Source organism: Rhodococcus sp. NPDC057014, assembly GCF_042673295.1.
Lineage (GTDB): Bacteria > Actinomycetota > Actinomycetes > Mycobacteriales > Mycobacteriaceae > Rhodococcus_F.
In genome coordinates this window covers 18,239-39,389 of sequence record NZ_JBHUSF010000030.1, presented here as the reverse complement: position 1 = coordinate 39,389, position 21,151 = coordinate 18,239, and the positions used below count along the sequence as shown (strand labels likewise).

The window sequence follows — 21,151 nt, the reverse complement described above, 5'->3', positions numbered from 1 at the left end:
GATGTCAACGGAGGAGCCAACCCATGACGCAGATACGCAGCCAGAACTTCATCGGCGGACGGTGGGTCGACCCCGCCGACGGCGCACGAGCGCCGATCACGAATCCGGCAACAGGCACGGTGATCGGCGAGGTGGCGGCGAGTTCCCGCGTCGACGTCGACCGTGCGGTCGAAGCCGCGGAAACCGGCTGGCAGACCTGGCGGGAGACCACCCCTCGGGAGCGCTCGGAGTACCTCTTCGCCCTCGCCGACGCGATGGCTGCGAACCAGAGCGAGCTGGCCGATCTCGAATCGGCGAACGTGGGCAAGCCCATCCTGAATGCCCGCGGCGAGGTCGTCGAGGCGATCGACTGTCTGCGCTTCTTCGCCGGTGCGATACGTAGCTCAGAGGGTTTGGCGTCCAACGGATTCCGCCGCGGCACGACCTCGGTCGTGCGCCGGGAACCCATCGGCGTGGTCGGCCTGATCACGGCGTGGAACTTCCCCCTGATGGGCGCGATCTGGAAAGCCGGCGCCGCACTCGCCGCGGGGAACGCCTGCGTGCTCAAGCCCGCCGAGCAGACCCCGCTGACGGCGCTGGCACTTGCCGAACTGGCGGCGCCGATCCTGCCGCCCGGGGTCCTCAATGTCATTACCGGGCAGGGTGATCCGGTCGGTTCCGCGCTCTCCCAGCATCCCAAGATTCGCATAGTGTCGGTTACCGGCGCCGTCGCCACCGGGAAGGCGGTGGCCGCCGCGGCGGCGCACACGCTCAAGCGGGTGCATCTCGAATTGGGGGGTAACTGTCCCGCCATCGTGTTCGGTGACGCCGATCTCGATGCGGTGGTCGCCGGTATTCGTCAGGCATCCACGGTGAACTCCGGCCAGGTCTGCCTGGCAGCGTCGCGGCTTCTGGTGGAGAAGTCCTGCTACGACGATCTTCTCGACCGCCTCGTGCCCGCGTTCGAGTCGGTCCGGGTCGGCGCGCCCGAGGAGGGCGAGCACATCGAGATGGGCCCGCTCGCCTATCGCGGGCACCGCGATCGAGTGGTCGACTACATCCACGGCGCCCAGAACGCGAAGATTCTGACCGGCCACCTCGACCCGAACTCCGACAGCAATTTCGTTACCCCGACAGTGATCACCGGTGTCGAGCAGGGTGACGCGATCGTGCAGGAGGAGATTTTCGGGCCGGTCGTGACCGTGCAGTCGTTCGACAACGACGCCCAGGCGGTCGAGTGGGCGAACGGAAGCCCCTTCGGGCTGGCCGCGTCCCTGTGGACCCGCGACCTCAGCCGGGCGATGAGCACGGCCCCGCGCCTCGAATTCGGCACCGTCTGGATGAACGACCACCTGTCGATGCTTCCCGAGATGCCGCACGGCGGAGTCAAGGACTCCGGGTACGGCAACGAAGGCTCGAGCTACGGCATCGACGAGTTCACGCAGGTCAAACACCTCTGGATCAAGCACGGTTGAGCCCTGAGGCCCGATGGCCCGACGCCCCGCTCGCGGCGGCGACCGGGGCATTCGTGCAGACCGGTCTGGACGGGTGAATTCGCCGGCCCCGAGGGTTGCGAAACACCCAACAAGCTAATAACATCTAATGCCTGATGTTATATTCATCACTCAGGGTTCGACCCTGGGTTCCCCTGCGCGCCGCACGCGCCATCGGCACGAACACCCGCTTGATCGGGTGCCGCGCAGCACACCATCTTTGAGACCCGGAGGCCAAGTATGCCCACCCCCCGCGAACACGCGACCCTGCTCGAGCTGGCGCTCAGCGATCCCGCCCGCGACTCCGAATTGGAACGGTGTCGGCGGCTGTTCGACGAACGCGGTGTCACGCACGTGCACTGCCAGTACGTGAGTGTGCAGGGCCGTGTCCTCGGGAAGGTGATGCCGGTCAAGTACTTCCTCGAGACCGCAGCCCGCAAGGGTGTGCCCTTCGGTTACGCCGCCGCCGGCGGTCTGCAGGCGAGCCTGGCCGGTGAGCTGCTCGGACCGGGTGGCATCAGCACCCGGGAGGGCCTGCTGGTGCCCGACCTGGCCACGGCGCAGGTCCTGCCGTGGGATCCGGCCGTGGCACGGGTGTTCTGCGACCACTTCCGCTCGCTGCGCGAGGAGGTCGGACCAGGCGAACCGGAAGAAGCCGACGCCCGCGGCAACCTCAAGCGCGTCATCGCCGCCTTCCGGGAAGAGACGGGGCTCGAGCTCCGGACCGGGTGCGAACCGGAGATGAGCTGGTTCAGCGGTCCGGACGCCATCGACCGCAGCTCTGCCTCCTTCTTCCCCGACTGGGTGGGCCCGTCCTACCACCTCGAGCACATCGCGGAAATGATGCCGATCCTCAAGCGCATCACGCAGTACGCCCAGGAACTGGGCTTCGAGATGATCCAGTCCGACTACGAAGACCCTGGGCAGCTCGAGTGCAACTTCCTCTACGACAACGCCCTCGCGACGGCCGACCGACTGATCACCTACCGGCAGATCTGCATGGCGGTGGCCAAGGAGTTCGGTGTTCTGGCCACCTTCATGCCCAAGCCGGTCCCCGGAATCATGGCCAACGGCTGCCACCACCATGCGAGCCTGTGGCGTGGCGAGGAAAACGTGTTCGCCGACGACGACGATCTCACCGAACTCGGCCGGCACGCGCTCGGCGGCCTGCTCGAGCACACCCGCGGAATGACCGCGGTGTTCGCGTCGACGACCAACTCCTATGCCCGCTTCTGGGACGTCGGGCTGTTCGCCCCGGCGGTCACCAACTGGGGATACGACAACCGCACGACCAACTATCGTGTGCTGCCCGGACGCGTCGAAGTCCGCTCCCCCGACGCAGCCGTCAATCCCTATCTGTCCCACGCCGCGTTGATCGGTGCCATGGCCGACGGCATCCGTCGCAACGTCGATCCCGGCAAACCCGAACTCCGCAACGGCTACGCACCCTCCGACGACGAGGCTTCCTCGACCTTCGCGCCGCCGCCGCTGACCTTGTCCGAAGCCCTCGACGCCCTCGAGGAAGACAAGGCGGTCCGCTCCGTTCTGCCCGGATCGCTCTACGACACCTTCACTTCTTGCAAGCGTGACGAATGCAACCGGCGCTCGGGCGCGATCACCGACTGGGACTTCAACACCTACCTGCGTTACACCCCGTAATTCATCATGTCGGACCCCGCCTCAGGGCGGGGTCCGATCCTCCATGCCGGTTTCACCTTCAGAAGGATCCTTGCCGTGAGCGATCTGCAACTCATTCAATCCGGAACTCTCGTCCTGTGCTCCACGGACATTTCCGCCCCGCCCATGACCTCCGTCGTCGACGGCGTGCGCCACGGCTACGAACCCGACCTCGGCCGGGCACTGGCCAACCACCTGGGCCTCGACCTGCAGTGGGTCGACGTCCGTCGGTGGCCCGATTTCGTGCCGACATTGACCGAGAAGCGATGCGACGCGATCCTGTGCAACCAGGCCATCACCCCTGCCCGCGAGGAAGTCGTCGACTTCACCATCCCCTACGGACGGTTCAACGAAGGAGTGGTCGTCCGCACCGACAGCCCCATCCACTCCGCTGCCGACCTCGTCGGCCGCAAGGTCGGAGCCATCACCGGCACCACCAATATTGCACTGGCGGCGTCGTTCGTCGGCGCCGAGGTCGTCGAATTCGGCTCGAGCGACGATGCTTTCCACGAGATGGCCGACGCCGCCGTCGATGGCACCATCGATGCGTTTGTCGACGACGAGATCGTTCTGCCCGCGCTCGAAGCGACCGGTAAGCTGCGCGTCGCATTCATCGCACCCACCGGAAACCCGTACGGCATTGCGGTGCGAAAAGATTCACAGGCGTTGCGCAGCGGGTTGAACGGGGCGCTCCAGCACCTGATCGCGGACGGCACGCTCGCCGAAATATGGAACAACGCGTTCCCCACCAAAGCATTTCCCCTGTGAACGTGCCGTCACCTCCCTGGCACGATATCGACTGTCCGTGAAGACGGGCGGCGACCGCCGACATCTGCACCTGCACGGTGGCCGCCGCCCAACCCGCCATCTTGGTCACTACCGAAGAACTTACCCGTCAACGGTTGGAGAAACCTGTGGAATCGACGGTGACGCATCCCGACGACGACCTCCTCGACCTGGCCATTCTGTGGGCGCCGATCGGCGGACCACCCCCGGACCGGATCAGGGATCTCTTCCACATCGAGGTCGACGACTATCGCCGCCGACTACTCGATGCAATCCGCTTCCACCGAAGGCGCCTTTCCGAACGCAGTCGCGCCGATCTCGAGCATGTGTACGGATCCTCGATCCTCACGGAACTCGACGAGACACACAGCACGACTCCCTGACGACAGCCCAGCCTGGCGCGCTGATTAGCCTGCCGCGCATCGTCGCCCGACTACGAGCACCGACATCTGCCGGTACTGCCGGCTCGAACCCCGGACAACTATCCGACTGAAACACTTCCCTGGACAGCTGGTTTCCCATGTCTGAACCGCACCTCACGACCCGTGACTTCCCGCCCGATCCCACGTCGAGCAGGAGCCTCGCCGACTGCACCGACACTGACGAGCACCCCACTGTGCACCGACGCGCTCACCGTCAGCTGCTGCGCGACAAAATCCGCGCGGAAAGGCACTCCCGCGTTCCGCGAGAGTCCGACCAGCTGATCCGCGTCGCGCAGACCTGGCTCCCGTACGGCGGGCCGCCGGCAGAGGAAGTCATGGTCCAGTTTGGGATGACCACAGCCCGCTTCTTGGAGGCCCTTCGACAGGCGATCTACCTGCCCGACTGCGACCCAAGTATCGCGCGCACGATACACAATGCCTACTTCGCGCGCCAATCGACCCGATCGACGCTGGCGCCGCACGCTGTCGAAGCCGGTTCAACGTGACTCAATGCAGCGACGCGCTCCTCGCCATCCACATCAGTGACCCCAAGGAGCTAGTGGTGTCTCGGATTTAGCTGATCGTTTCCAGCGCGACGCGGCCGCGCGCAACCTTGGCGAGGACGGATTCGGCGGTCGCGGTCCATTCATACGGGCGAGGGAGTTCATTGTGGGCGTCGAGGTATTCCTCGATCGAGGCGATGAGGTGCGGCACGGAGTGAAAGACCCCGCGCCGCAGAGCTTTATCAGCCAGCTCTCGAAACCAACGCTCGCCCAGATTGAGCCACGACGAGGATGTGGGAGTCGAACGGGTCAACGCCGAGCTGGCCGAGCAGTCCGAGGCCATCGACAGTCTCCTGTCGGCGACGTTCGCGGTCGACGACTACGTCGACCTGGCGACATTGCGGCAGCAGATCGCACCCCCGCCGTTCGACCGGCCCGATCTGACCACCCCAACCCGGCGCCCCGATCCGCTGCCCTACCCGCCGGAACCCGTCTACACCGAGCCCCCGGCCCCGACCGGGCTCAGAGCGGCGCTCGGCGGCAAGAAGAAGCATGCAGTCGCGATCTCCGACGCCCAGGCGCTGTTCTGGCAGCAACACCACCACTGGCAGCAGCTGCTCGCCGACCGCAACCGGGCCGAGGCAGAGAACGAGCACACCTATGCGCGGCTCGAGGCCGAGCGTGCGCAGCAACTGCAGGCCGCGCAGGAGCAGTACGAACGCGAATGCCGCGAGCGGCGGGAATCGACGCTGTCGGCGAATGTGAAACTCGAGCGGCTGATGGTGGCATTGCAGGAGCGCGAGCCGTGGGCTCTCGAGGAGTACGTGTCCATCGTCCTGGGCAACTCGGTGTACCCGGACTGCTTCCCCGTCGAGCACGACTTCGCGTTCGACGCCGCGGATCGGGAACTGCGGTTGACCGTCACCGTCCCGGCCCCGGCTGCCCTCCCGGCGGAGAAGGCGTTCAAGTACGCCAAGGCAAGTGACTCGATCACCAGTACCCCGTTGACGGCGAAGGCCCGCAAGGACCGCTACGCCAAAGCGGTCTCCGAAGTGGCCATCCGGACCGTCCACGAGATCTTCGAGGCCGACCGAGACGGCATCATCGCGACGATCTCGATGGAACTCGGCACCCGCGCGATCGACCCAGGCACCGGGCACGACACCACCATCACCCTGGTGAAGTTGGCCACCGACCGTGACACCTTCACCCGCCTCGACCTGTCTCGAGTCGAGGCCCGCGCCACCCTGGACCACCTGCGTGCCGGGGTTTCCAAGAATCCGCACGACCTGGTTCCGGTCGCCAACACCCGCGGCGTCCGCGGCTAACCGACGGAAAGGGGTTTATCCGATGACCAGTCCGGATCCCAGCGTCACCATCACAGCGTTGCGCGAGATGCTCGTGGTCAAAGAACGCGAGGCCAATACCCTGCTCGACCGGATCGCCGGCCACCTCACGGGCCCGCCCGTACTCGGCGTCGATCACCATTCACCTCCGCGGCAATCCGAGGTCCGATGCCCGAGCTGGGTGAAAATAGTGTCATGGTGTGGATCACATTTTCTGGACTTCACTGCTGCCGCTCACCAAGATCAGAAATGCGCCGCTCGTTCTCACGTGCGGGTTGTCCGTGTAGCGCCCCTGCCAGCTGATCTTCATCGTTGGCGGGGGCTGCGCTTGGTTGCGCCACAACATCTCTCGCACTCACACCCCGTGCCCGCGCCTCTTCGCGCCGCCACCGTTTCCGGCACCGCACCGCACCTCACCGGCGCCCCGTCGCGATTCTGCTCATATCGTGTGCCATGCACTGCCGTACGGCACGCGTCGCCGCCCGGGAACGAGCAGCACACATTCCCGGGCGAACTCCTGTGGCGCGCCCGCGCCGAGGCCCCGGATGACCGTCCCGGCACCCACGGCTGCACCGCCTACGAGATCGCCACCCGGTGCGCAGCCGGCGAGATCGATCCGGCGACGAACTCAGTGTCCGCCCCGACATGGCACCTCCGCCCCAGGTGTGCAGCGAGCAGCGATCAGGCCCGCTGTCTGCCGCGGTCGTCGCATTTCCCGGCCTCGGCAGCGGCACCGAAGAAGGTGGTGTACCAGATTCGGCTGACCACCTCTGCCGCCTGCTCGACCGGCATCGGCGAATCCTGCATTGCGTCTTGCGCGTACCAGACGTAGGCCGACTGCTCCACCAACCTCGAGCACGGCGCCCACTGGGCCATCGGCGCACTGGCCCTGATCCTGCTGGTCTCCATCGGCTACCACGTCAACGAGAACGTCACCGGCCTCGTCGGCGTCGCCCTCATCGGCGCCGCGTTCATCTCCAGCATCGTCCGCAACCGCAAGGCCGCCGCGGCCGTCGGCGAAGCGGAAGACGACGTGGACGAGCAGAACCCGGTGTCCGTCGGCTAGGTTCTGCCTGTACTCACATCCAGCGGCAGTGCACGTGACTCGGTCACGGGCACTGCCGCTCGACACTGGAAAGGGCACCATGGGGCGGCTGCTCGACAAGTCGAAGAAGGTGGTGGAGGCGCAGCTCGCCGGAACCACCATCCGGGCGATTCAGGGTTCGATGATCGCCTACGAGGGCAATGTCAGTTTCAAGTCGGCAGGCTTCGGTGGCGGCGACGGTGTCCTCGCCGGGATGAAGCGGCGCGCCACCGGCGAGGCGCTGTCGCTGATGGAATGCTCCGGACACGGTGTCGTGTATCTCGCGGTGGGCGGACAGTACGTGTCGGTCGTCGACCTGGCCAACGAGACCCTGCAGGTGGAGTCGCAGCAGCTTCTCGCGCTGAGCGGCAATCTGAACACCAACGTCACGTTCACCGGGCTGCGCGGCGGCGTCGGCGGTCAGGGCCTGTTCACCACGACCGTCTCCGGTCAGGGTCAGGTGGCCCTGCTGTCGGCCGGCGGACCGCTCATCCACCTCGAGGTGTCGCCGCAGTACCCGCTCGTGGTCGATCCCGACGCGTTCGTCTCGGCGCGCGGGCAGGTGACGCAGTCGTTCGTGACCGACGTGTCGTGGCGCAGCGCCGTCGGCCAGGGCAACGGTGAGGCCTTCTCCCTGAAGTGGGACGGTCACGGCGTCGTCTCCATCCAACCGGCAGAGCGGTGAGCCCCATGGTCTTCTCGAAAGTGAACTCGAAGGTCGTCAAGGTCGACGTCGGCGCCGCGGGCGGTGTGGTCGCCCGCACCGGCGCGATGCTGTTCTACACCGGCCAGGTCCAGTTCTCGCCGCACCAGGTGCCGGGCTCCCAGTCGATGGCGGGCATGGGTGGATTCACCCGGATGGCCGGACGCATGATGCAGGGCGAGCACGAACGCACGATGCTGGCGCAGGGGCAGGGCGAGGTGCACTACGGTCACGCCGGGCTCGAGGTGCACGTCGTGGACATGTCGCAGGGCGGTGCCCTGTGCGTCGAGGCGTCCCGGCTGCTCGCTCACAATGCGGGACTGCAGAGTTCGGTGGTCTCGGTGGTGAGTCAGGGCGGCGGTGGCGGTGGGCGCGGCATGCTCGGCGCGCTGCGCGGTGCGGCGGCAGGAGCCCTGTCCGGCACCGGAATGTTCACGACGCAGCTGTCCGGGTACGGGTCGGCGGTCCTGCTCGCGCACGGCGGCTTCATCGAACTCCCGGTGGGCGGACCGAATCCGGTGTTCGTCGACCCCGACGCGTTCGTCGGCACGTACGGCAGCGTCCAGGTGGAACTGAAATCCGCTGTCGGCTGGCGCGAGGCCATTGGCCGCGGCGTCGGGGAAGCGATGCAACTGCAGTGCACCGGTCAGGGAATCGTCTACGTTCAGGCCTCGGAGGAGAAACTGTGACCGCCATCCACAATCCGTCGACGCTGGGCGCCAGCGACAACATTCCCGACAACAGCTACGCGTTCTGCATCGACCTCACCGCGCCCTGGTTCATCCGCAAGGGTGCGATGATCGCGTACTACGGCCAGATGCAGTTCCAGGCGCTGACCCACGGATTGCACGGCGCCGCACTGCACATGGTCGCCAACCAGTTCTCGGCGCCGCTGTACATGGGCGACTACGCGGTGGCCGAAGGATTCGGGAAACTGATCATCGGCGACCGCGGATACGACATCAACTCGTACGACCTCGACGACGGCAACCTCACGATCCGGGCATCGAATCTCCTTGCGTTCGAACCGGGTCTGGCGTTGAACCAGTCCATCGTGCCCGGATTCCTCACGCTCATCGGGACCGGCAAGTTCCTGGCGTCGTCCAACGGCCCGGTGATGTTCGCGGAACCGCCGCTGCGGATCGACCCCGAGGCACTCGTCGGGTGGGCCGACTGCCCGTCCCCGAGCCACCATTACGACCAGGGATGGATCAGCAACTTCCTCGCGGCGGGCGCCCACATGATGGGCATCAACTCCGGGGAGGAACGGCAGTTCGACTTCACCGGCGCCGGAACGGTTCTGATCCAGTCCAGCGAGAAGGTCCTCAGCGACACCCATGTGGTGCGCAGCATCGAGGGCCAGATCCACGGGATCACGCCGAGCGGTCTGCAGCGACTCAACGGGGTGATCGCCGCCAAGCTGGCGGAGCAGCCTCGCTGACGTGCAGGAGATTGCCAGGCTGAGCGAAGAGTTGTGGCAGGGACGGGGAGCAATCTGATCTGTGTCAGGAAGTTCTGACACAGCATCCGATACGTTCCAGGAGGAACCGCATGAAGTCCGTCGTGACCAAGGCCGTCGCAACCGGTGGTATCGCCCTCGCCGCACTCGGCATCGGAGCCGGCGTCGCCAGCGCCGACCCGGTGGGCCACAACCCCGCTCCCGCCCAGCAGCAGCAGGCACCGCAGCCCCAACCGCAGCAGCACGCTCCGCAGCAGCAGGCACCGGCGCCGAGCCCGCACGGATTCTGGTTCTTCGGCACCTGGGTTCCGCTGCCCTGATCTGCGTTCCCCTCGCAGGAGGAAGGTGCCCTTCGACGCTCCCACGGCGCCGAAGGGCACCTTCGTCTTTCTACCGGGCATACCGCTACCGGGTGGGCCGCATACTCGGATTGGGGCCGAGCGTGATCGTCCGGGTCCTCGGCAGCAGCCCTATCTCCTTCCACCCCGCGGTCAGCGTGATCGTCCCCGACTCCGGGTAGTCGCTGATCCAGTAGTGCGGCGCGGAGTGATACTCGGACGCGTCCGCGGCCGCGGCCGTCGACGTCGCATGCGGGTGACGGGGGTCGGCGACGCCCTCCATGTCGTCGACCCGGACGTTCACCGCAAGATACGACCACCGCGCCGAGGGGTCGTCGGGATCGTCGAGGGGACGCGTCTCGTGACGCGCCAGATCAGCGGATCTGCCTCTCGCCGTCAACTCGATGCGCAACAGCATGCCCTTCGGGTGAGCGACGACCTCCGACAGGCGCAGGGTCACATCGCGGCTCGTCACGAGCTCGACCGGCCCGTGCACCACGATTCCCTCCGTGGCGGGCGGTGGTGCCGCCGGCCACCGCCTCCTGCGCACGACTCAATCGTCCCACCGGCTCCGATCGGCTGCCACAGCTACGTTTCGCGCACTCAGGGCAGCTGGGCCATGCCGTACACGTTTTTCGCCCGGACCCGGAGCACCTGCCTGCGTTCGGACACCATCGCGCGGCGGAAATCTTCCCAGTCGTCGTGCTCTTTGCCCGCCGCCTGCCGGAACACCTCGACGAGTTCGTCCGCCGCCGCGTCGTGCGGGTCCGTCACGACCGCGCTCAGTTCCGCGTCGCCCTCCACCACCGCGTAACTCCAGAAGTCGGTCGCGCTGACGTGGAGCGACACCCGGGGGTCGCGCGCGGCGTTCCGGGTCTTGGCCCGATCCGCCGTCACCGACACCCGCGCCGTCTGCGTGCCGGGATCCCAGGCATAGATCACGTTCGACAATTGCGGGCGTCCGTCGCGTTTGACCGTCGCGAGGACGGCCCGGTTGTGTGCGCCGACGAGGTCGAGAAGTGGTCGCCGGTCGTCTTTCGCATCGAGACTCATGTCTCACCCAACCACGGACGCCGGGGCGGTGTTCCCGGCGGCCCTCGGCGGCCTCGTCTCGACCGGTGTGACGATCCGGGTCGCTCCTACCGACGAGTAGGGTGGATGTATCGCAAACTCATTGGCCGAGAACGCGTTCCGGCTACTCACCGGTACGCGCTCTCGGGTGGGATCCGCGGTTCTTCTCGGGTACGCTCTCGTGATCCCGAGCCGGAAGGACCACACGTGAACGACTCCTATCTCGTCATCGGCGAAACCACCGTGGCCCGACGGGTCTGTGCATCCCTTCGCGAAAGGGACTTCGACGTCCGCCATCTCGTCGCCCCCGACGACGACGAACTGCGCCTGGCGATGGCGGACGAACCGCGCGGGATGGCGGTCCTGGCGCGCGACGACGTCGTCGCGCTGCGGTACGCGCTGGCCGCCGCGCACATCTCGGCATCGATCCCGTTGGTGGTGACGATCTTCGACCGCACGGTCGCGGACCAGCTGTCCCACCTGCTCCCGCAGTGCACGGTGACGTCGCCGGCAGACCTCGCCGCGCCGACGCTCGCCGGTCCGTGCCTGGACCCCGAACTCGTCGCGGCCCGGCATGCGGGCGAGCACATGCTGACGGTCCGGACGATCGACGGCCATCCCGAGGGTGCGCACGTCGACCTGCCCCGGCGGAATTGGTGGCGCACGGTGGCGACCGGCGCGACGGGTCTGCTGCGGTCGCACGACATCGGCACACGCATCCTGCTCGGTGGGCTCGCAGGACTCCTCGCCGTCCTGCTCGCCGACTGGCTGTGGCTGATCCTCGGTCAGCACGTGGCGCCGCTCGACGCGTTCAACGAAGCGGTCCGCGTGGTGACCACGGTGGGGCCGGGAGCCGACACCCACGGCAGCCCCGCCTACGCAATCTTCGCGTCGGTGGCGATGCTGTTCACCGTGGTGTTCACCGCCATGTTCACCGCCGGAATCATCGAGCGCCTGCTCGGCCCGCGGCTCGTCGGCCTGGTCGGCAGCCGGGTCCTGCCCCGGTCGGGTCACGTCATCGTCGTGGGTCTCGGCCAGGTCGGACTCCGGTTGTGCCGGGAACTGCAGGCGCTCGGGGTCGCGGTGGTGGGCGTCGAGCGCGACCCCCACGCCAAGAACCTGAGGCTCGTGCGGGCGATGAACATCCCGACGGTGGTTGGCCACGGTGGCGACCGCGAACTCCTCGAACGACTGGGTGTGCGCCGCGCAATGGCGCTGGCCGCGGTCGGCTCCGACGACCTCGACAACATCGCCGTGTCCGTGGCCGCGCAGGCCCTCTCCCCCGGACTGCGACTGGTCCTGCGGGCCGGTGAGCAGGAGGCCATCGCGGAGACGCGGTCGCTGCTGCGGCTCGGGATCATCCGCGACGTCACCAGCCTCAGCGCCACGTACGTGGTGGCCGAGCTGATCGGCCTGCACCCGCAGGGCGTCGTGGCGGACGGCAGCCACCTCTACCTGGAGGTGGCGACCGCGGACGCGTCCGAGCCCGTCTTCACGGAACTTCCCGTGTCGCCGCGGATGAGCTGCCGCCACCTCGTCACCGCGTAGCGCCCCTAGCCGGTCACTGCCAGCGCGTCGATCTCGACGAGCATGACCTCGTGCGGGAGATCGACGAAAACCGTGGTGCGGCACGGCAGCTGACCGCTCGGGACGTTCTCGGCGATGAACTCGCCGTACACGTCGTTCATCGCCGCGAAGTCGTCACGGGTGGTGAGGTAGACCCGGAACATCAGCACGTCTTCCACGCTCGCACCGCCGGCCTCGAGGATCGCCTTGACGTTCTCGAGGGTGCGGCGGGTCTGCTCGCGCACGTCGCCTTCGGCGATGTACTTGTTCGTGACGGGGTCCATCGGGCCCTGCCCCGAGACCTGGAGCAGGTTGCCCTTCCTGATGCCCTGACTGAACGTGTGCGCGGGTGCGGGGGCGCCTTCGGTGCGGATGACGGTGGTGTCGGACATATCGATACTCCTGTGTGGTTGGTTTTCGGGTGGACGGGGATGGTCAGGACGGGGCGCGGTATCCGCAGTCTCGGGAGATCCGCGCGCCCACGGCCTGAAGGGGTTCGAGCAGGTCGAGGACGCGTTCGTAGCTGAGGACGACGTCGGGCACCGAGACCGAGACGGCGGCGACGACGCGGCCGGACGCGCCGCGAATGGGCACTCCGATGCAGTTGACGGACGGCTCGTTCTCCTCCTGATCGTGCGCCCAGCCCTGCTCTCGGACCATCCGGATCTCGTCGAGGTAGCGTTCCGGTGTCGTGATCGTGTTGGCGGTGCGGGAGGAGAAATCCATCGAGTCGACGACGGTCCGCAGTTCCGAATCCGGCAGGTCGGCGAGGATCACTTTCGCGACGGCGGTCGAATTGAGATTGGCGCGCAGCCCGATTCGCGAGTACATCCGGATCTGGTCGTGTGATTCGAGTTTGTCGATGTACACCACGTCGCCACCCTCCATCGCCGCAAGGTGCGTGGTGCGCCCGTATTCGCGGTTGAACGCGACGAGGTGAGGTGAGGCGATGCGCCGCACCTCCCGCTGATCGGTGGCCTGTGCGGCGAGTTCGAAGATGCGGGAACCGAGGTGGTACTGGTTGCTGTTGTCGCGGAACGTGAACCGCTCGTCGGACAGCGTTCGCAGCAGCCGCAGCACGGTGGTCTTGTGGACTCCGGTCGATTCGGCCAGCTGGTCGAGGTTGGCGGGGCCGTTGCCGAGTTGCACCAGCAGGTGCAGGGCGCGGGAGACACTCTGACTCATCCGTTCACTCCACTTCTCCGGAGGGCGAAACCGTCGGCGGTGACGCTCGTTGCCGCCCAGTCCGCTTCGGAACAGTGCAGCAGCGCGTCGAGCAGTGCGGCGGGCGGCGGGGGCGCCGAGTCGGCCGCGACGGTCAGGGTGGCGGCGGCCCCGATATGCCCGCGGCGCAGGCAGCGCGCCTGGTCCTCGCCGCGCACCACACCGCTGAGATATCCGGCGGCGAAGGCATCGCCGGCGCCGACGGGTTCGACGACGTCCACGCGGAGCGCGGGGACGGCGATGCTGCGGCCACTCCGGTCGACGGCCAGGGCCCGGTGCGCCCCATCCTTGACGACGACGGTGGCGGGCGCGGGCAGGATCAGTCGCAATTCGTGCGGATCCGCGGTGCCCAGCACGCGCAGGGCCTCGTCGGCGCCGACGAGCACCAGGTCCGCGAGATTCGCCAGTTCCACGACCATCCGCGGGTCGCCGTCCGGCCACAGTTGCTCACGCCAGTTGACGTCGAAGCTGACGACACCGGAGATTCCCGGCCTGTCGCGGAGCAGTCGCCGCATCAGGGCGAGGCACGAATCGGACAGGGCCGGTGTGATTCCGCTGCAGTGGACGACGGCGGCGCGGCCGAACAGTTCCGCGACCGCCGACCGGTCGAGGAATCCGGGGTCCATCGCCGACGCCGCCGAACCCGCCCGGGAATACAGGCTGTCGGTCCGCGGCTCGCCGTGCTCGTCGACGGCGGTGGTCTTCGAGTAGTGACCGGTGGGCCGCTCGGGGTCGACCTCGATCGCACGGTCGTCGACACCGCGCGCCCGCAGTTCGGTGCGGATGAGTGCGCCGAACTCGTCGTCGCCGAGCCGTCCGACCCACGCGGCCGGGACACCGAGCACGGCGAGCCCCGCGGCGACGTTCGCCTCCGCGCCGGCGAGGTGGAGTGTCGAGTCCGGGGCCACCAGCACCATCGCCTCACCGAGGCACGCGACACCGGACTCGGGGGTGGGGGTCGATTCCTGCACTTGTTACCTCTGCGACTGCTCGGACCGGCACGGGGTTGGGTTTCGGGAGCCCTCGCCGCGGCGATGCATGCCGCATCGGACCGTTGACGATGACCCAGGCCAATGCTAGACATAGGAGACGCAAAAACGCAATCAACGTTGCATATAGCGCAACGTTGCACTTCACGGCACTTCTTCCGAAGTCGGCCAGCCCCACAAACCCGAACGACAGGATCGACGATGACGATCAGCGGAACGGATGCACTCGATTCCGGCGCCTTGGCGGAGCTCGACGAGCTGCGCCTGTCCGACGTGGACAAAGCCCTCCCCTCCGCGGCGAACGGCCTGACCAAGACCGAGTTCCTGGCCACCCGGCCGAGGCTGTCCGCGTTCAGCACGCCGGTGATGGTCCTCGACGAGACGGCCATCGCCGGCAATCTCGACACCATGGCGGCCTGGTGCCGGGCGCACGGAGTCGACCTCGCCCCGCACGGGAAGACGACGATGTCTCCGGTGCTGTGGGACCGGCAGATCCGCAGCGGCGCGTGGGGGATCACGCTGGCGAACTTCGGTCAGCTCCGGGTGGCGGTGCGATTCGGCGCGCGCCGGGTGCAGATCGCGAACTCGCTCGTCGACCCGACCGCCCTCCGATGGCTGGCCGAGCAGATGGACGCGAACCCAGAACTCGAAGTCCTGATGTGGGCCGACTCCCCGCAGACGGTCGACGCGATGACCGCGGCGCTGGCGGGCGTCACGGTGGTCCGGCCGCTGCCCGTGCTCGTCGAACTCGGCGGAGCGGGAGGCCGCACCGGCGCCCGGTCGGTGGCCGAGGCCGTGGCGGTCGCCGAACGTATCGGCGAGAGCCCCGCACTGCGGTTGGCCGGCGTCTCCGGCTACGAGGGGGCACTCGCCCACGACGCGTCCGAGGACTCCCTCGCCCGGGTCCGGGCGTACCTCCGGTCGATGGCCGAGCTGCACCGCCGGCTCGAGGCCGACGGGCGTTACCCCGAGAGCCACGACGTCTACGTGACCGCCGGCGGCAGTGCCTATTTCGACGTGGTCGCCGAGGTACTCGCCGAACTCGCGGGCGGCAGAACCACAGTGGTGGTCCGCGCCGGCGCGTACATCATCCACGACGACGGCTTCTACACCGGGATCACCCCGTTCGCCCGCGCCCGAGACGAGCAGGGGCGTCGCCTCACGTCGGCGATGCACACGTGGGCCCGGGTGGTGTCCCGCCCCGAGCCGGGCCTCGCCCTGCTCGACGCAGGCAAACGCGACGTCCCGTTCGACGAGGGACTCCCCACCGCGCAGGCCGTCGCCGGCGCGCTCGGGGCGGCGCCGCGCCCGCTCGTCGGCGCCGAAGTGACCGCCGTCAACGACCAGCACGCGTTCCTCCGGCTCGATCCCGCACGACCCGAACACGATCTGCGCGTCGGCGACGTCGTCCGGCTCGGCCTCTCCCACCCGTGCACCGCGTTCGACAAGTGGCGCTGGATACCCGTCGTCGGCGACGACTCCGACGACCCCGTCGTCGTCGACCTGATCCGCACCTTCTTCTGATCCCCGGCCGAGGACTCACACCATGACCACTCTGATCCGTTCCGCCACCGTCGTCGACGGGTCGGAGGCGCCGAGGTACCGCGCCGACGTGCTCGTCGACGGAGACCGGATCGCCGAAATCCGGCCCGCGGCAGATCAGTCCGCGTCCGCGCTCCCCGCCGCGGATCGTGTGATCGACGCCGACGGCCTGGTGCTCGCACCCGGATTCATCGACATGCACGCCCACTCGGACCTGCAGATCCTGCTGAACCCCGAGCACCCGTCGCGGATCACGCAGGGGGTCACCACCGAGGTACTCGGCCAGGACGGACTGTCCTACGCACCCGTCACCGACGACGTCCTCGCCGTGGTCCGGCGCAAGATCGCCGGATGGAACACCGATCCCGAGGGCTTCGACTTCTCCTGGCGGAGCGTGGGCGAGTATCTCGACAGGCTCGACCGCGGGATCGCGACCAACGTCGCGTATCTCGTCCCGCACGGGGTGGTGCGGGCGTTGGTGGTGGGCTGGGACGATCGCCCGGCGACGGCGCCGGAGATCGAACAGATGCAGCGGATCGTGGCGCAGTCCATGGTGGAGGGCGCCGTCGGGTTGTCCGCGGGGCTGACCTACACGCCGGGGATGTACGCGGACAACGAGGAGTTGCTGGCACTGTGCCGGACCGTCGCCGAATACGGCGGCTACTTCTCGCCGCACCACCGGTCGTACGGCGCCGGCGCCATGGAGGCCTATGCCGAGATGGTGGACCTGACGTCGCGGGCCGGGTGCGCGCTGCATCTCGCCCATGCCACGCTGAACTTCGGACCCAACAAGGGCCGCGCCCCGGAACTGCTGGCCCTGCTCGACGCCGCCGAATCCGCCGGCGCGGACATCAGCCTCGACACCTACCCGTATCTTCCCGGCGCCACCACGCTGTCGGCGATCCTGCCCAGCTGGGCATCGGCGGGCAGTATGGAACAGACCCTCGACCGGCTCCGGGATCCGGTTGCCCTCGAACGTATCCGGGAGCATCTCGAGGTCACCGGATCCGACGGCTGCCACGGCGTGATCGCCGAGTGGCACACCCTCGAGATCAGCGGGGTGCAGAATCCCGAACTCGACGCCTACGTCGGGAAGACCGTCGCCGACATCGCTGCCGAGGAGAACCGCGACCCCTTCGACGTGTGCATCGACATCCTGGTCCGCGACCAACTCGGCAGTGGCATCCTGCAACACGTCGGGCACGAGGAGAACGTGCGCGCGATCATGCAGCACCCCCGGCACACCGGCGGCAGCGACGGACTGCTGGTCGGCGCGAAACCGCACCCCCGCGGGTGGGGAACGTTCGCACGCTACCTCGGGCACTACAGCCGCGACCTCGGGCTGATGTCCCTGGAAGAGTGCGTCGGTCACCTCAGCGGCCGCGCCGCGACGCGGTTGCGTCTCGTCGACCGCGGCTTCGTCCGCCGCGGCTACGCCGCCGATCTGGTGCTGTTCGATCCGGACACGGTCGGCGACACCGCGACGTATGCCCGGCCGCGTCAGGCTGCGACCGGTTTCTCTCACGTATTCGTCCGCGGCCGCCTCGCCCTCGAGGACGGCCGCCTCACCGGCGCGACCGCCGGAAGAGCGTTGCGCCGCGAAGTAGGAGGAGCAGTCCGATGACCGAGATCGACATTCTGCGGGCCGACCGGGTCCTGACGGTGGTGCGTGCGGAGACCATCCCCGATGCCACCGACCTGTGCCACGCGCTCGCCGAGGGCGGGATCCGGACGGTCGAGTTGACGTTCACCACCCCCGACGTCCTCCATCACCTCGGCCGCGCCGCCGACGCCGCCGCCGCGGCGGGCAGCATCCTCGGCGTCGGGACCGTGATGACCGGCGATCAGGCCGCGGCCGCGATCGACGCCGGCGCCCGGTTCCTCGTCACCCCCGGCATCCGCCCGGACGTCGCGAAAGTCGCCACGGGACGGTCGATTCCCGTCTTCCTCGGCGCGTTCACCCCCACCGAGGTGGCCATGGCCGTCGACCTCGGATCCGCCGCGGTCAAGATCTTCCCCGCCAAGCGACTCGGCCCCGACTACCTGTCGGACCTGCACGGCCCGTATCCCGGCGTGGAACTCCTGCCGTCGGGTGGGATCAACGATTCCAACGCCCGGCAGTTCCTCGACGCCGGCGCACTCGCCGTGTGCGCGGGCACCAGCGTCGTCCCACCGTCCAGCATCGCCGCTGGCAACTGGACCGACATCACCGACCGCGCCCGCGCGTTCGTCACCGCGCTCTCGGCCTGAGCACCCTTCCCCTTCTCCCTGGAGACGCAATGACGTCGTTCGTCGACTGGCTGCAGCACGACACAGCCGGACTCCTCACTCTCGCAGCGATATCCATCGCCGTGCTGCTGGTCCTCATCATCAAACTCAAGCTCGAGCCGTTCATCGCGCTGATCGTCGTCGGCGTCGGTGTCGCACTCATCGCGGGAGTGTCGGTGGTCGAACTGGTCGGCACCCCGACGTCGGCGGCCGACTCGATCCTGGAGAAGGGGTTCGGCGGAATCCTGGGGCACATCACCCCGATCATCGGCCTGGGCACCGTCCTCGGCGCGATGATGGAACGCTCCGGCGGCGCCGACGTCCTGACCGAACGACTACTGAAGTTGTTCGGGCCCAAGGGTGCACCGCTGGCGATGGGTGTCACCGGTCTCGTGCTCGGCATCCCGGTCTTCTTCGACATCGGCATCTTCATCCTCGCCCCGCTCGTGTACGTGGCGGCCAAGCGCGGAGGCAAGTCGCTGGTGCTGTATGCGATGCCGATGCTCGCCGGCCTGTCCATGACGCACGCGTTCCTGCCCCCGCACCCGGGCCCCGTCGCCGCGGCCGGTCTGCTGCACGTCGACATGGGCTGGATCATCATCATGGGTCTCGCGTGCGGTATCCCCGCCTGGTTCGTCAGCGGCGTCGTCTGGGGTAGCTGGATCGGCAAGCGGGTGATCATCGAGGTCCCGGACGAGTTCATCCCGGAGGAGAAGGAAGCGGACTTGAACCCGCCGCCGCTCTGGCTGATCTCGTTCATCATCCTCGTGCCGATGGTGCTGATCCTCGGCGCGACGGTCGGCAACGTCGTCCTCGAAGAAGGCTCGACACTGCTGTCGGTGCTGATCTTCCTCGGCACCCCCACGATCGCACTGACCATCGCCGTGCTGCTGGCGCTGTACCTGCTCGGGACCCGGCGCGGAATCACGGCGCAGGAGATCGGCGCGATGTCGGCGGCCGCACTGAAACCGGTCGGCATGATCCTGCTCGTCGTCGGTGCGGGCGCATTCTTCGGCGCGGTGCTGCGGGCCACCGGAGTCGGGCAGGCCCTCGCCGACTCGATGGACGCACTCGGACTCCCGGTCATCCTGTCCGCGTACCTGATCAGCTGCGCCCTCCGCATCGCCCAGGGTTCGGCGACCGTCGCCATTGTCACCACCGCGGGCGTCATCGAACCGTCGATCGCAGCCGGAAACTACTCGTCCCCGCAGATCGCCCTGATCGTGATCGCCGTGTCTGCCGGATCCATCATCGCCAGCCACGTCAACGACGGCGGATTCTGGATCGTGTCACGGTATTTCAACATGTCGGTGAAAGACACTCTGAAGACGTGGACGGTGCTCGAGACCATCCTGTCGGTCGTCGGCTTCGCGGTGGCCTCGTTGATCTGGGTGCTCGTCTAACCGACGGAATCCGCGTCGCGCAGCACCCGCGCGGCCCCGGCGAACGTCCGCACGCGCGCGTCGTCCCACACGTGGGCGGGCACACCGCCGCCCAGCAGGGTGCGGACAAGCGCGGGGTCGTCGCCGATCGGCACGTCGCTGCCCGCGATCACGATGTTGCCGTAGCGGCGTCCCTTCAGCATCGCGGGATCGGCGATGATCGTGGTGTGCGGGAACACGCTCCCGATGGTCGCCGCCTCCCGGCGCGCGAGGACGAGGTCGCGGGTGTCTCCGCAGTTCACCGCGTAGATCCCGCCGGGTGCCAGCACCCGGCGCACGTGCCCGGTGAACTCCGTGGTCGTCAGCGACGCCGGGGTCGTGTTGCCGGCGAACACGTCGCGGACGATCAGGTCGCGGCTCGACTCCGTCAACGTCTCGGTGACCGCCCGCGCCTCCCCCACCCGCAGTCGCAGCAGCGGGGCCCGCGGCAGGTCGAACCAGTCACGGACCAGTTCGGCGAGCCTGCCGTCGAGTTCGACCACCACCTGCCGGGCGTCCGGATAGCGGGCGGCGAGATGTCGGGCGAGCGAGCAGGCGCCGCCCCCGAGGTGCAGGGCCCGCACCCGCCGATCCATGCCCCAGTGCGAGGCGACCAGTTCGGCGATCCACCGCATGTACTCGAAATCCAGGCGAGCGGGGTCCGACACGTCGATGTGGGAACTCTCGACGCCGTTCACCTTCAGCACCCAGCCGTGCGGGTTGAGGTTGTCCACGGCGAGTTCGCACGTGCCTGTGTCGATGGGGTACACACCGGGCACGGGACCCCCGTCGGATGTCCGCGCAGCCCGACCACCGCGCTGCCTGCCCATCGTCCGTCTTCCCTACTGCTCGCGCCGCCCACTCGCGTCTGCTGCGAGAATCGTCCTCCCACGATACCGGCCCGCCACGCGGGTGCCCTACCGTGGAGATGCGCACGAGAAGGGAAGACGATGGAACCTCAGGAAGTCGACTTCGCGCACACCGAAGGCGCTGCGAAGCGGCGACGCGAGAAGGCGATGGGACTCGCGCGGTACGTGTGGGATCGCGGGATCAGTGGCCAGGAACTGCTCGACCTGACCGACAGCACGCTGCGCAAACTCGCCCAGGCGGCCGGGTCCAACCCGCCGAGCACCATGGAGACGTGGCTGACCGTGGTCGAACTGCTCGACCAGAAGACGGCCTGGGCGCAGCGCCACCCCGACCATCCCGCCGCCACCCCGGCGCACCGCGACGAGAAGATCATGTGGGTGACGCCGCCGGTCCAGCCCTGGACGTGACCG

The 21,151-nt window shown here is 68.0% G+C and carries 23 protein-coding genes and 2 pseudogenes; 17 read left to right on the top strand and 8 right to left on the bottom strand.

Annotation, left to right across the window (positions count from 1 at the left end; translation table 11 throughout):
* The first annotated feature begins 23 nt into the window (after positions 1–23).
* The 5 genes from ACFTZB_RS09360 to ACFTZB_RS09340 all read left to right on the top strand — a co-directional run bounded on the left by ACFTZB_RS09360 (position 24) and on the right by ACFTZB_RS09340 (position 4,863).
* Positions 24–1,454: an aldehyde dehydrogenase family protein gene (locus ACFTZB_RS09360; RefSeq protein ID WP_378431242.1), complete on the top strand. Its 1,431-nt coding sequence runs from the start codon at positions 24–26 to the stop codon at positions 1,452–1,454.
* A 258-nt stretch (positions 1,455–1,712) separates the two neighbouring features.
* Positions 1,713–3,131, top strand: coding sequence for a glutamine synthetase family protein (locus ACFTZB_RS09355; RefSeq protein ID WP_378431241.1), 1,419 nt, complete (start codon positions 1,713–1,715; stop codon positions 3,129–3,131).
* Positions 3,132–3,206: 75 nt separating this feature from the next.
* Positions 3,207–3,917, top strand: a complete 711-nt coding sequence (locus tag ACFTZB_RS09350; protein ID WP_378431240.1) for a substrate-binding periplasmic protein — start codon at positions 3,207–3,209, stop codon at positions 3,915–3,917.
* A 158-nt stretch (positions 3,918–4,075) separates the two neighbouring features.
* The gene (locus ACFTZB_RS09345; RefSeq protein ID WP_378431239.1) at positions 4,076–4,318 is read left to right on the top strand and encodes a hypothetical protein; all 243 of its coding nucleotides are present in this window, start codon (positions 4,076–4,078) and stop codon (positions 4,316–4,318) included.
* 137 nt (positions 4,319–4,455) lie between these two features.
* Positions 4,456–4,863 carry a hypothetical protein gene (locus ACFTZB_RS09340; protein ID WP_378431238.1) on the top strand — a complete coding sequence of 136 codons (408 nt, stop codon included), beginning with the start codon at positions 4,456–4,458 and terminating at the stop codon, positions 4,861–4,863.
* Between the two features lie 67 nt (positions 4,864–4,930).
* On the opposite strand, the pseudogene ACFTZB_RS09335 reads toward ACFTZB_RS09340, so the two are convergent.
* Positions 4,931–5,161, bottom strand: a pseudogene (locus tag ACFTZB_RS09335) (IS630 family transposase); the annotation flags it as partial.
* On the opposite strand from ACFTZB_RS09335, the gene ACFTZB_RS09330 reads away from it, so the two are divergent.
* Positions 5,136–6,188: a hypothetical protein gene (locus ACFTZB_RS09330; RefSeq protein ID WP_378431254.1), complete on the top strand. Its 1,053-nt coding sequence runs from the start codon at positions 5,136–5,138 to the stop codon at positions 6,186–6,188. The pseudogene ACFTZB_RS09335 and the gene ACFTZB_RS09330 overlap by 26 nt on opposite strands.
* Positions 6,189–6,887: 699 nt before the next feature.
* Here ACFTZB_RS09330 and ACFTZB_RS09325 read toward each other — a convergent pair.
* Positions 6,888–7,115, bottom strand: a complete 228-nt coding sequence (locus tag ACFTZB_RS09325) for a hypothetical protein (RefSeq protein ID WP_378431237.1) — start codon at positions 7,113–7,115, stop codon at positions 6,888–6,890.
* On the opposite strand from ACFTZB_RS09325, the pseudogene ACFTZB_RS09320 reads away from it, so the two are divergent.
* The 5 genes and pseudogenes from ACFTZB_RS09320 to ACFTZB_RS09300 all read left to right on the top strand — a co-directional run.
* A pseudogene (locus ACFTZB_RS09320) lies at positions 7,057–7,272 on the top strand (DUF475 domain-containing protein); the annotation flags it as partial. The gene ACFTZB_RS09325 and the pseudogene ACFTZB_RS09320 overlap by 59 nt on opposite strands.
* A gap of 79 nt (positions 7,273–7,351) precedes the next feature.
* A complete protein-coding gene (locus ACFTZB_RS09315; protein ID WP_280780522.1) occupies positions 7,352–7,975 on the top strand; it encodes an AIM24 family protein in 624 nt (207 codons plus the stop codon).
* A gap of 5 nt (positions 7,976–7,980) precedes the next feature.
* Positions 7,981–8,682, top strand: coding sequence for an AIM24 family protein (locus ACFTZB_RS09310; protein WP_378431235.1), 702 nt, complete (start codon positions 7,981–7,983; stop codon positions 8,680–8,682).
* Positions 8,679–9,434, top strand: a complete 756-nt coding sequence (locus tag ACFTZB_RS09305; protein WP_011595185.1) for an AIM24 family protein — start codon at positions 8,679–8,681, stop codon at positions 9,432–9,434. The genes ACFTZB_RS09310 and ACFTZB_RS09305 overlap by 4 nt, the downstream gene beginning before the upstream one ends.
* A gap of 110 nt (positions 9,435–9,544) precedes the next feature.
* Positions 9,545–9,772 carry a hypothetical protein gene (locus tag ACFTZB_RS09300; protein ID WP_378431234.1) on the top strand — a complete coding sequence of 76 codons (228 nt, stop codon included), beginning with the start codon at positions 9,545–9,547 and terminating at the stop codon, positions 9,770–9,772.
* An 85-nt stretch (positions 9,773–9,857) separates the two neighbouring features.
* Here ACFTZB_RS09300 and ACFTZB_RS09295 read toward each other — a convergent pair whose 3' ends face one another.
* A complete protein-coding gene (locus tag ACFTZB_RS09295; protein WP_378431233.1) occupies positions 9,858–10,340 on the bottom strand; it encodes a hypothetical protein in 483 nt (160 codons plus the stop codon).
* Positions 10,341–10,393: 53 nt separating this feature from the next.
* Positions 10,394–10,843, bottom strand: coding sequence for a PPOX class F420-dependent oxidoreductase (locus ACFTZB_RS09290; RefSeq protein ID WP_378431232.1), 450 nt, complete (start codon positions 10,841–10,843; stop codon positions 10,394–10,396).
* A 225-nt stretch (positions 10,844–11,068) separates the two neighbouring features.
* On the opposite strand from ACFTZB_RS09290, the gene ACFTZB_RS09285 reads away from it, so the two are divergent.
* Entirely contained in the window at positions 11,069–12,409 is a 1,341-nt protein-coding gene (locus ACFTZB_RS09285; protein ID WP_378431230.1) for a potassium channel family protein, read from the top strand.
* 5 nt (positions 12,410–12,414) lie between these two features.
* Here the strand turns inward: ACFTZB_RS09285 and ACFTZB_RS09280 are convergent, their stop codons facing one another.
* Genes ACFTZB_RS09280 through ACFTZB_RS09270 form a run of 3 tightly spaced genes read right to left on the bottom strand, consistent with a single transcriptional unit; the run spans position 12,415 to position 14,622 of the window.
* Positions 12,415–12,819 carry a RidA family protein gene (locus ACFTZB_RS09280; RefSeq protein WP_378431228.1) on the bottom strand — a complete coding sequence of 135 codons (405 nt, stop codon included), beginning with the start codon at positions 12,817–12,819 and terminating at the stop codon, positions 12,415–12,417.
* A 43-nt stretch (positions 12,820–12,862) separates the two neighbouring features.
* Positions 12,863–13,612 (bottom strand): IclR family transcriptional regulator, encoded by a 750-nt coding sequence (locus ACFTZB_RS09275; protein WP_378431227.1) that lies wholly within the window; start codon positions 13,610–13,612, stop codon positions 12,863–12,865.
* Positions 13,609–14,622, bottom strand: a complete 1,014-nt coding sequence (locus ACFTZB_RS09270; RefSeq protein WP_378431226.1) for a sugar kinase — start codon at positions 14,620–14,622, stop codon at positions 13,609–13,611. Before ACFTZB_RS09270 ends, ACFTZB_RS09275 begins: the two co-directional genes overlap by 4 nt.
* Before the next feature lie 219 nt (positions 14,623–14,841).
* Between ACFTZB_RS09270 and ACFTZB_RS09265 the strand changes: the two genes are divergently transcribed.
* The 4 genes from ACFTZB_RS09265 to ACFTZB_RS09250 are packed head-to-tail and all read left to right on the top strand — an operon-like array spanning position 14,842 to position 19,853.
* Positions 14,842–16,164, top strand: a complete 1,323-nt coding sequence (locus ACFTZB_RS09265; RefSeq protein WP_378431224.1) for an amino acid deaminase — start codon at positions 14,842–14,844, stop codon at positions 16,162–16,164.
* A gap of 22 nt (positions 16,165–16,186) precedes the next feature.
* Entirely contained in the window at positions 16,187–17,806 is a 1,620-nt protein-coding gene (locus ACFTZB_RS09260; protein WP_378431223.1) for an amidohydrolase family protein, read from the top strand.
* Positions 17,803–18,432, top strand: a complete 630-nt coding sequence (locus tag ACFTZB_RS09255; protein WP_378431222.1) for a bifunctional 4-hydroxy-2-oxoglutarate aldolase/2-dehydro-3-deoxy-phosphogluconate aldolase — start codon at positions 17,803–17,805, stop codon at positions 18,430–18,432. Before ACFTZB_RS09260 ends, ACFTZB_RS09255 begins: the two co-directional genes overlap by 4 nt.
* Positions 18,433–18,461: 29 nt before the next feature.
* A complete protein-coding gene (locus ACFTZB_RS09250; RefSeq protein ID WP_378431221.1) occupies positions 18,462–19,853 on the top strand; it encodes a GntP family permease in 1,392 nt (463 codons plus the stop codon).
* Here ACFTZB_RS09250 and ACFTZB_RS09245 read toward each other — a convergent pair.
* Complete coding sequence (locus ACFTZB_RS09245) at positions 19,850–20,701, bottom strand: spermidine synthase (RefSeq protein WP_378431219.1); 852 nt, start codon at positions 20,699–20,701, stop codon at positions 19,850–19,852. The genes ACFTZB_RS09250 and ACFTZB_RS09245 overlap by 4 nt on opposite strands.
* Before the next feature lie 120 nt (positions 20,702–20,821).
* On the opposite strand from ACFTZB_RS09245, the gene ACFTZB_RS09240 reads away from it, so the two are divergent.
* Positions 20,822–21,148 (top strand): hypothetical protein, encoded by a 327-nt coding sequence (locus ACFTZB_RS09240; protein WP_378431218.1) that lies wholly within the window; start codon positions 20,822–20,824, stop codon positions 21,146–21,148.
* Positions 21,149–21,151 lie beyond the last annotated feature (3 nt).

What these genes read in the sequence shown, in the direction of transcription:
- ACFTZB_RS09360 (WP_378431242.1), top strand. Translation starts at nt 24, where the DNA reads ATGACGCAGATACGCAGCCAGAACTTCATCGGCGGACGGTGGGTCGAC.
- ACFTZB_RS09355 (WP_378431241.1), top strand. Translation starts at nt 1,713, where the DNA reads ATGCCCACCCCCCGCGAACACGCGACCCTGCTCGAGCTGGCGCTCAGC.
- ACFTZB_RS09340 (WP_378431238.1), top strand. Translation starts at nt 4,456, where the DNA reads ATGTCTGAACCGCACCTCACGACCCGTGACTTCCCGCCCGATCCCACG.
- ACFTZB_RS09325 (WP_378431237.1), bottom strand. Translation starts at nt 7,115, where the DNA reads ATGGAGACCAGCAGGATCAGGGCCAGTGCGCCGATGGCCCAGTGGGCG.
- ACFTZB_RS09315 (WP_280780522.1), top strand. Translation starts at nt 7,352, where the DNA reads ATGGGGCGGCTGCTCGACAAGTCGAAGAAGGTGGTGGAGGCGCAGCTC.
- ACFTZB_RS09310 (WP_378431235.1), top strand. Translation starts at nt 7,981, where the DNA reads ATGGTCTTCTCGAAAGTGAACTCGAAGGTCGTCAAGGTCGACGTCGGC.
- ACFTZB_RS09300 (WP_378431234.1), top strand. Translation starts at nt 9,545, where the DNA reads ATGAAGTCCGTCGTGACCAAGGCCGTCGCAACCGGTGGTATCGCCCTC.
- ACFTZB_RS09290 (WP_378431232.1), bottom strand. Translation starts at nt 10,843, where the DNA reads ATGAGTCTCGATGCGAAAGACGACCGGCGACCACTTCTCGACCTCGTC.
- ACFTZB_RS09280 (WP_378431228.1), bottom strand. Translation starts at nt 12,819, where the DNA reads ATGTCCGACACCACCGTCATCCGCACCGAAGGCGCCCCCGCACCCGCG.
- ACFTZB_RS09275 (WP_378431227.1), bottom strand. Translation starts at nt 13,612, where the DNA reads ATGAGTCAGAGTGTCTCCCGCGCCCTGCACCTGCTGGTGCAACTCGGC.
- ACFTZB_RS09265 (WP_378431224.1), top strand. Translation starts at nt 14,842, where the DNA reads ATGACGATCAGCGGAACGGATGCACTCGATTCCGGCGCCTTGGCGGAG.
- ACFTZB_RS09260 (WP_378431223.1), top strand. Translation starts at nt 16,187, where the DNA reads ATGACCACTCTGATCCGTTCCGCCACCGTCGTCGACGGGTCGGAGGCG.
- ACFTZB_RS09255 (WP_378431222.1), top strand. Translation starts at nt 17,803, where the DNA reads ATGACCGAGATCGACATTCTGCGGGCCGACCGGGTCCTGACGGTGGTG.
- ACFTZB_RS09250 (WP_378431221.1), top strand. Translation starts at nt 18,462, where the DNA reads ATGACGTCGTTCGTCGACTGGCTGCAGCACGACACAGCCGGACTCCTC.
- ACFTZB_RS09245 (WP_378431219.1), bottom strand. Translation starts at nt 20,701, where the DNA reads ATGGGCAGGCAGCGCGGTGGTCGGGCTGCGCGGACATCCGACGGGGGT.
- ACFTZB_RS09240 (WP_378431218.1), top strand. Translation starts at nt 20,822, where the DNA reads ATGGAACCTCAGGAAGTCGACTTCGCGCACACCGAAGGCGCTGCGAAG.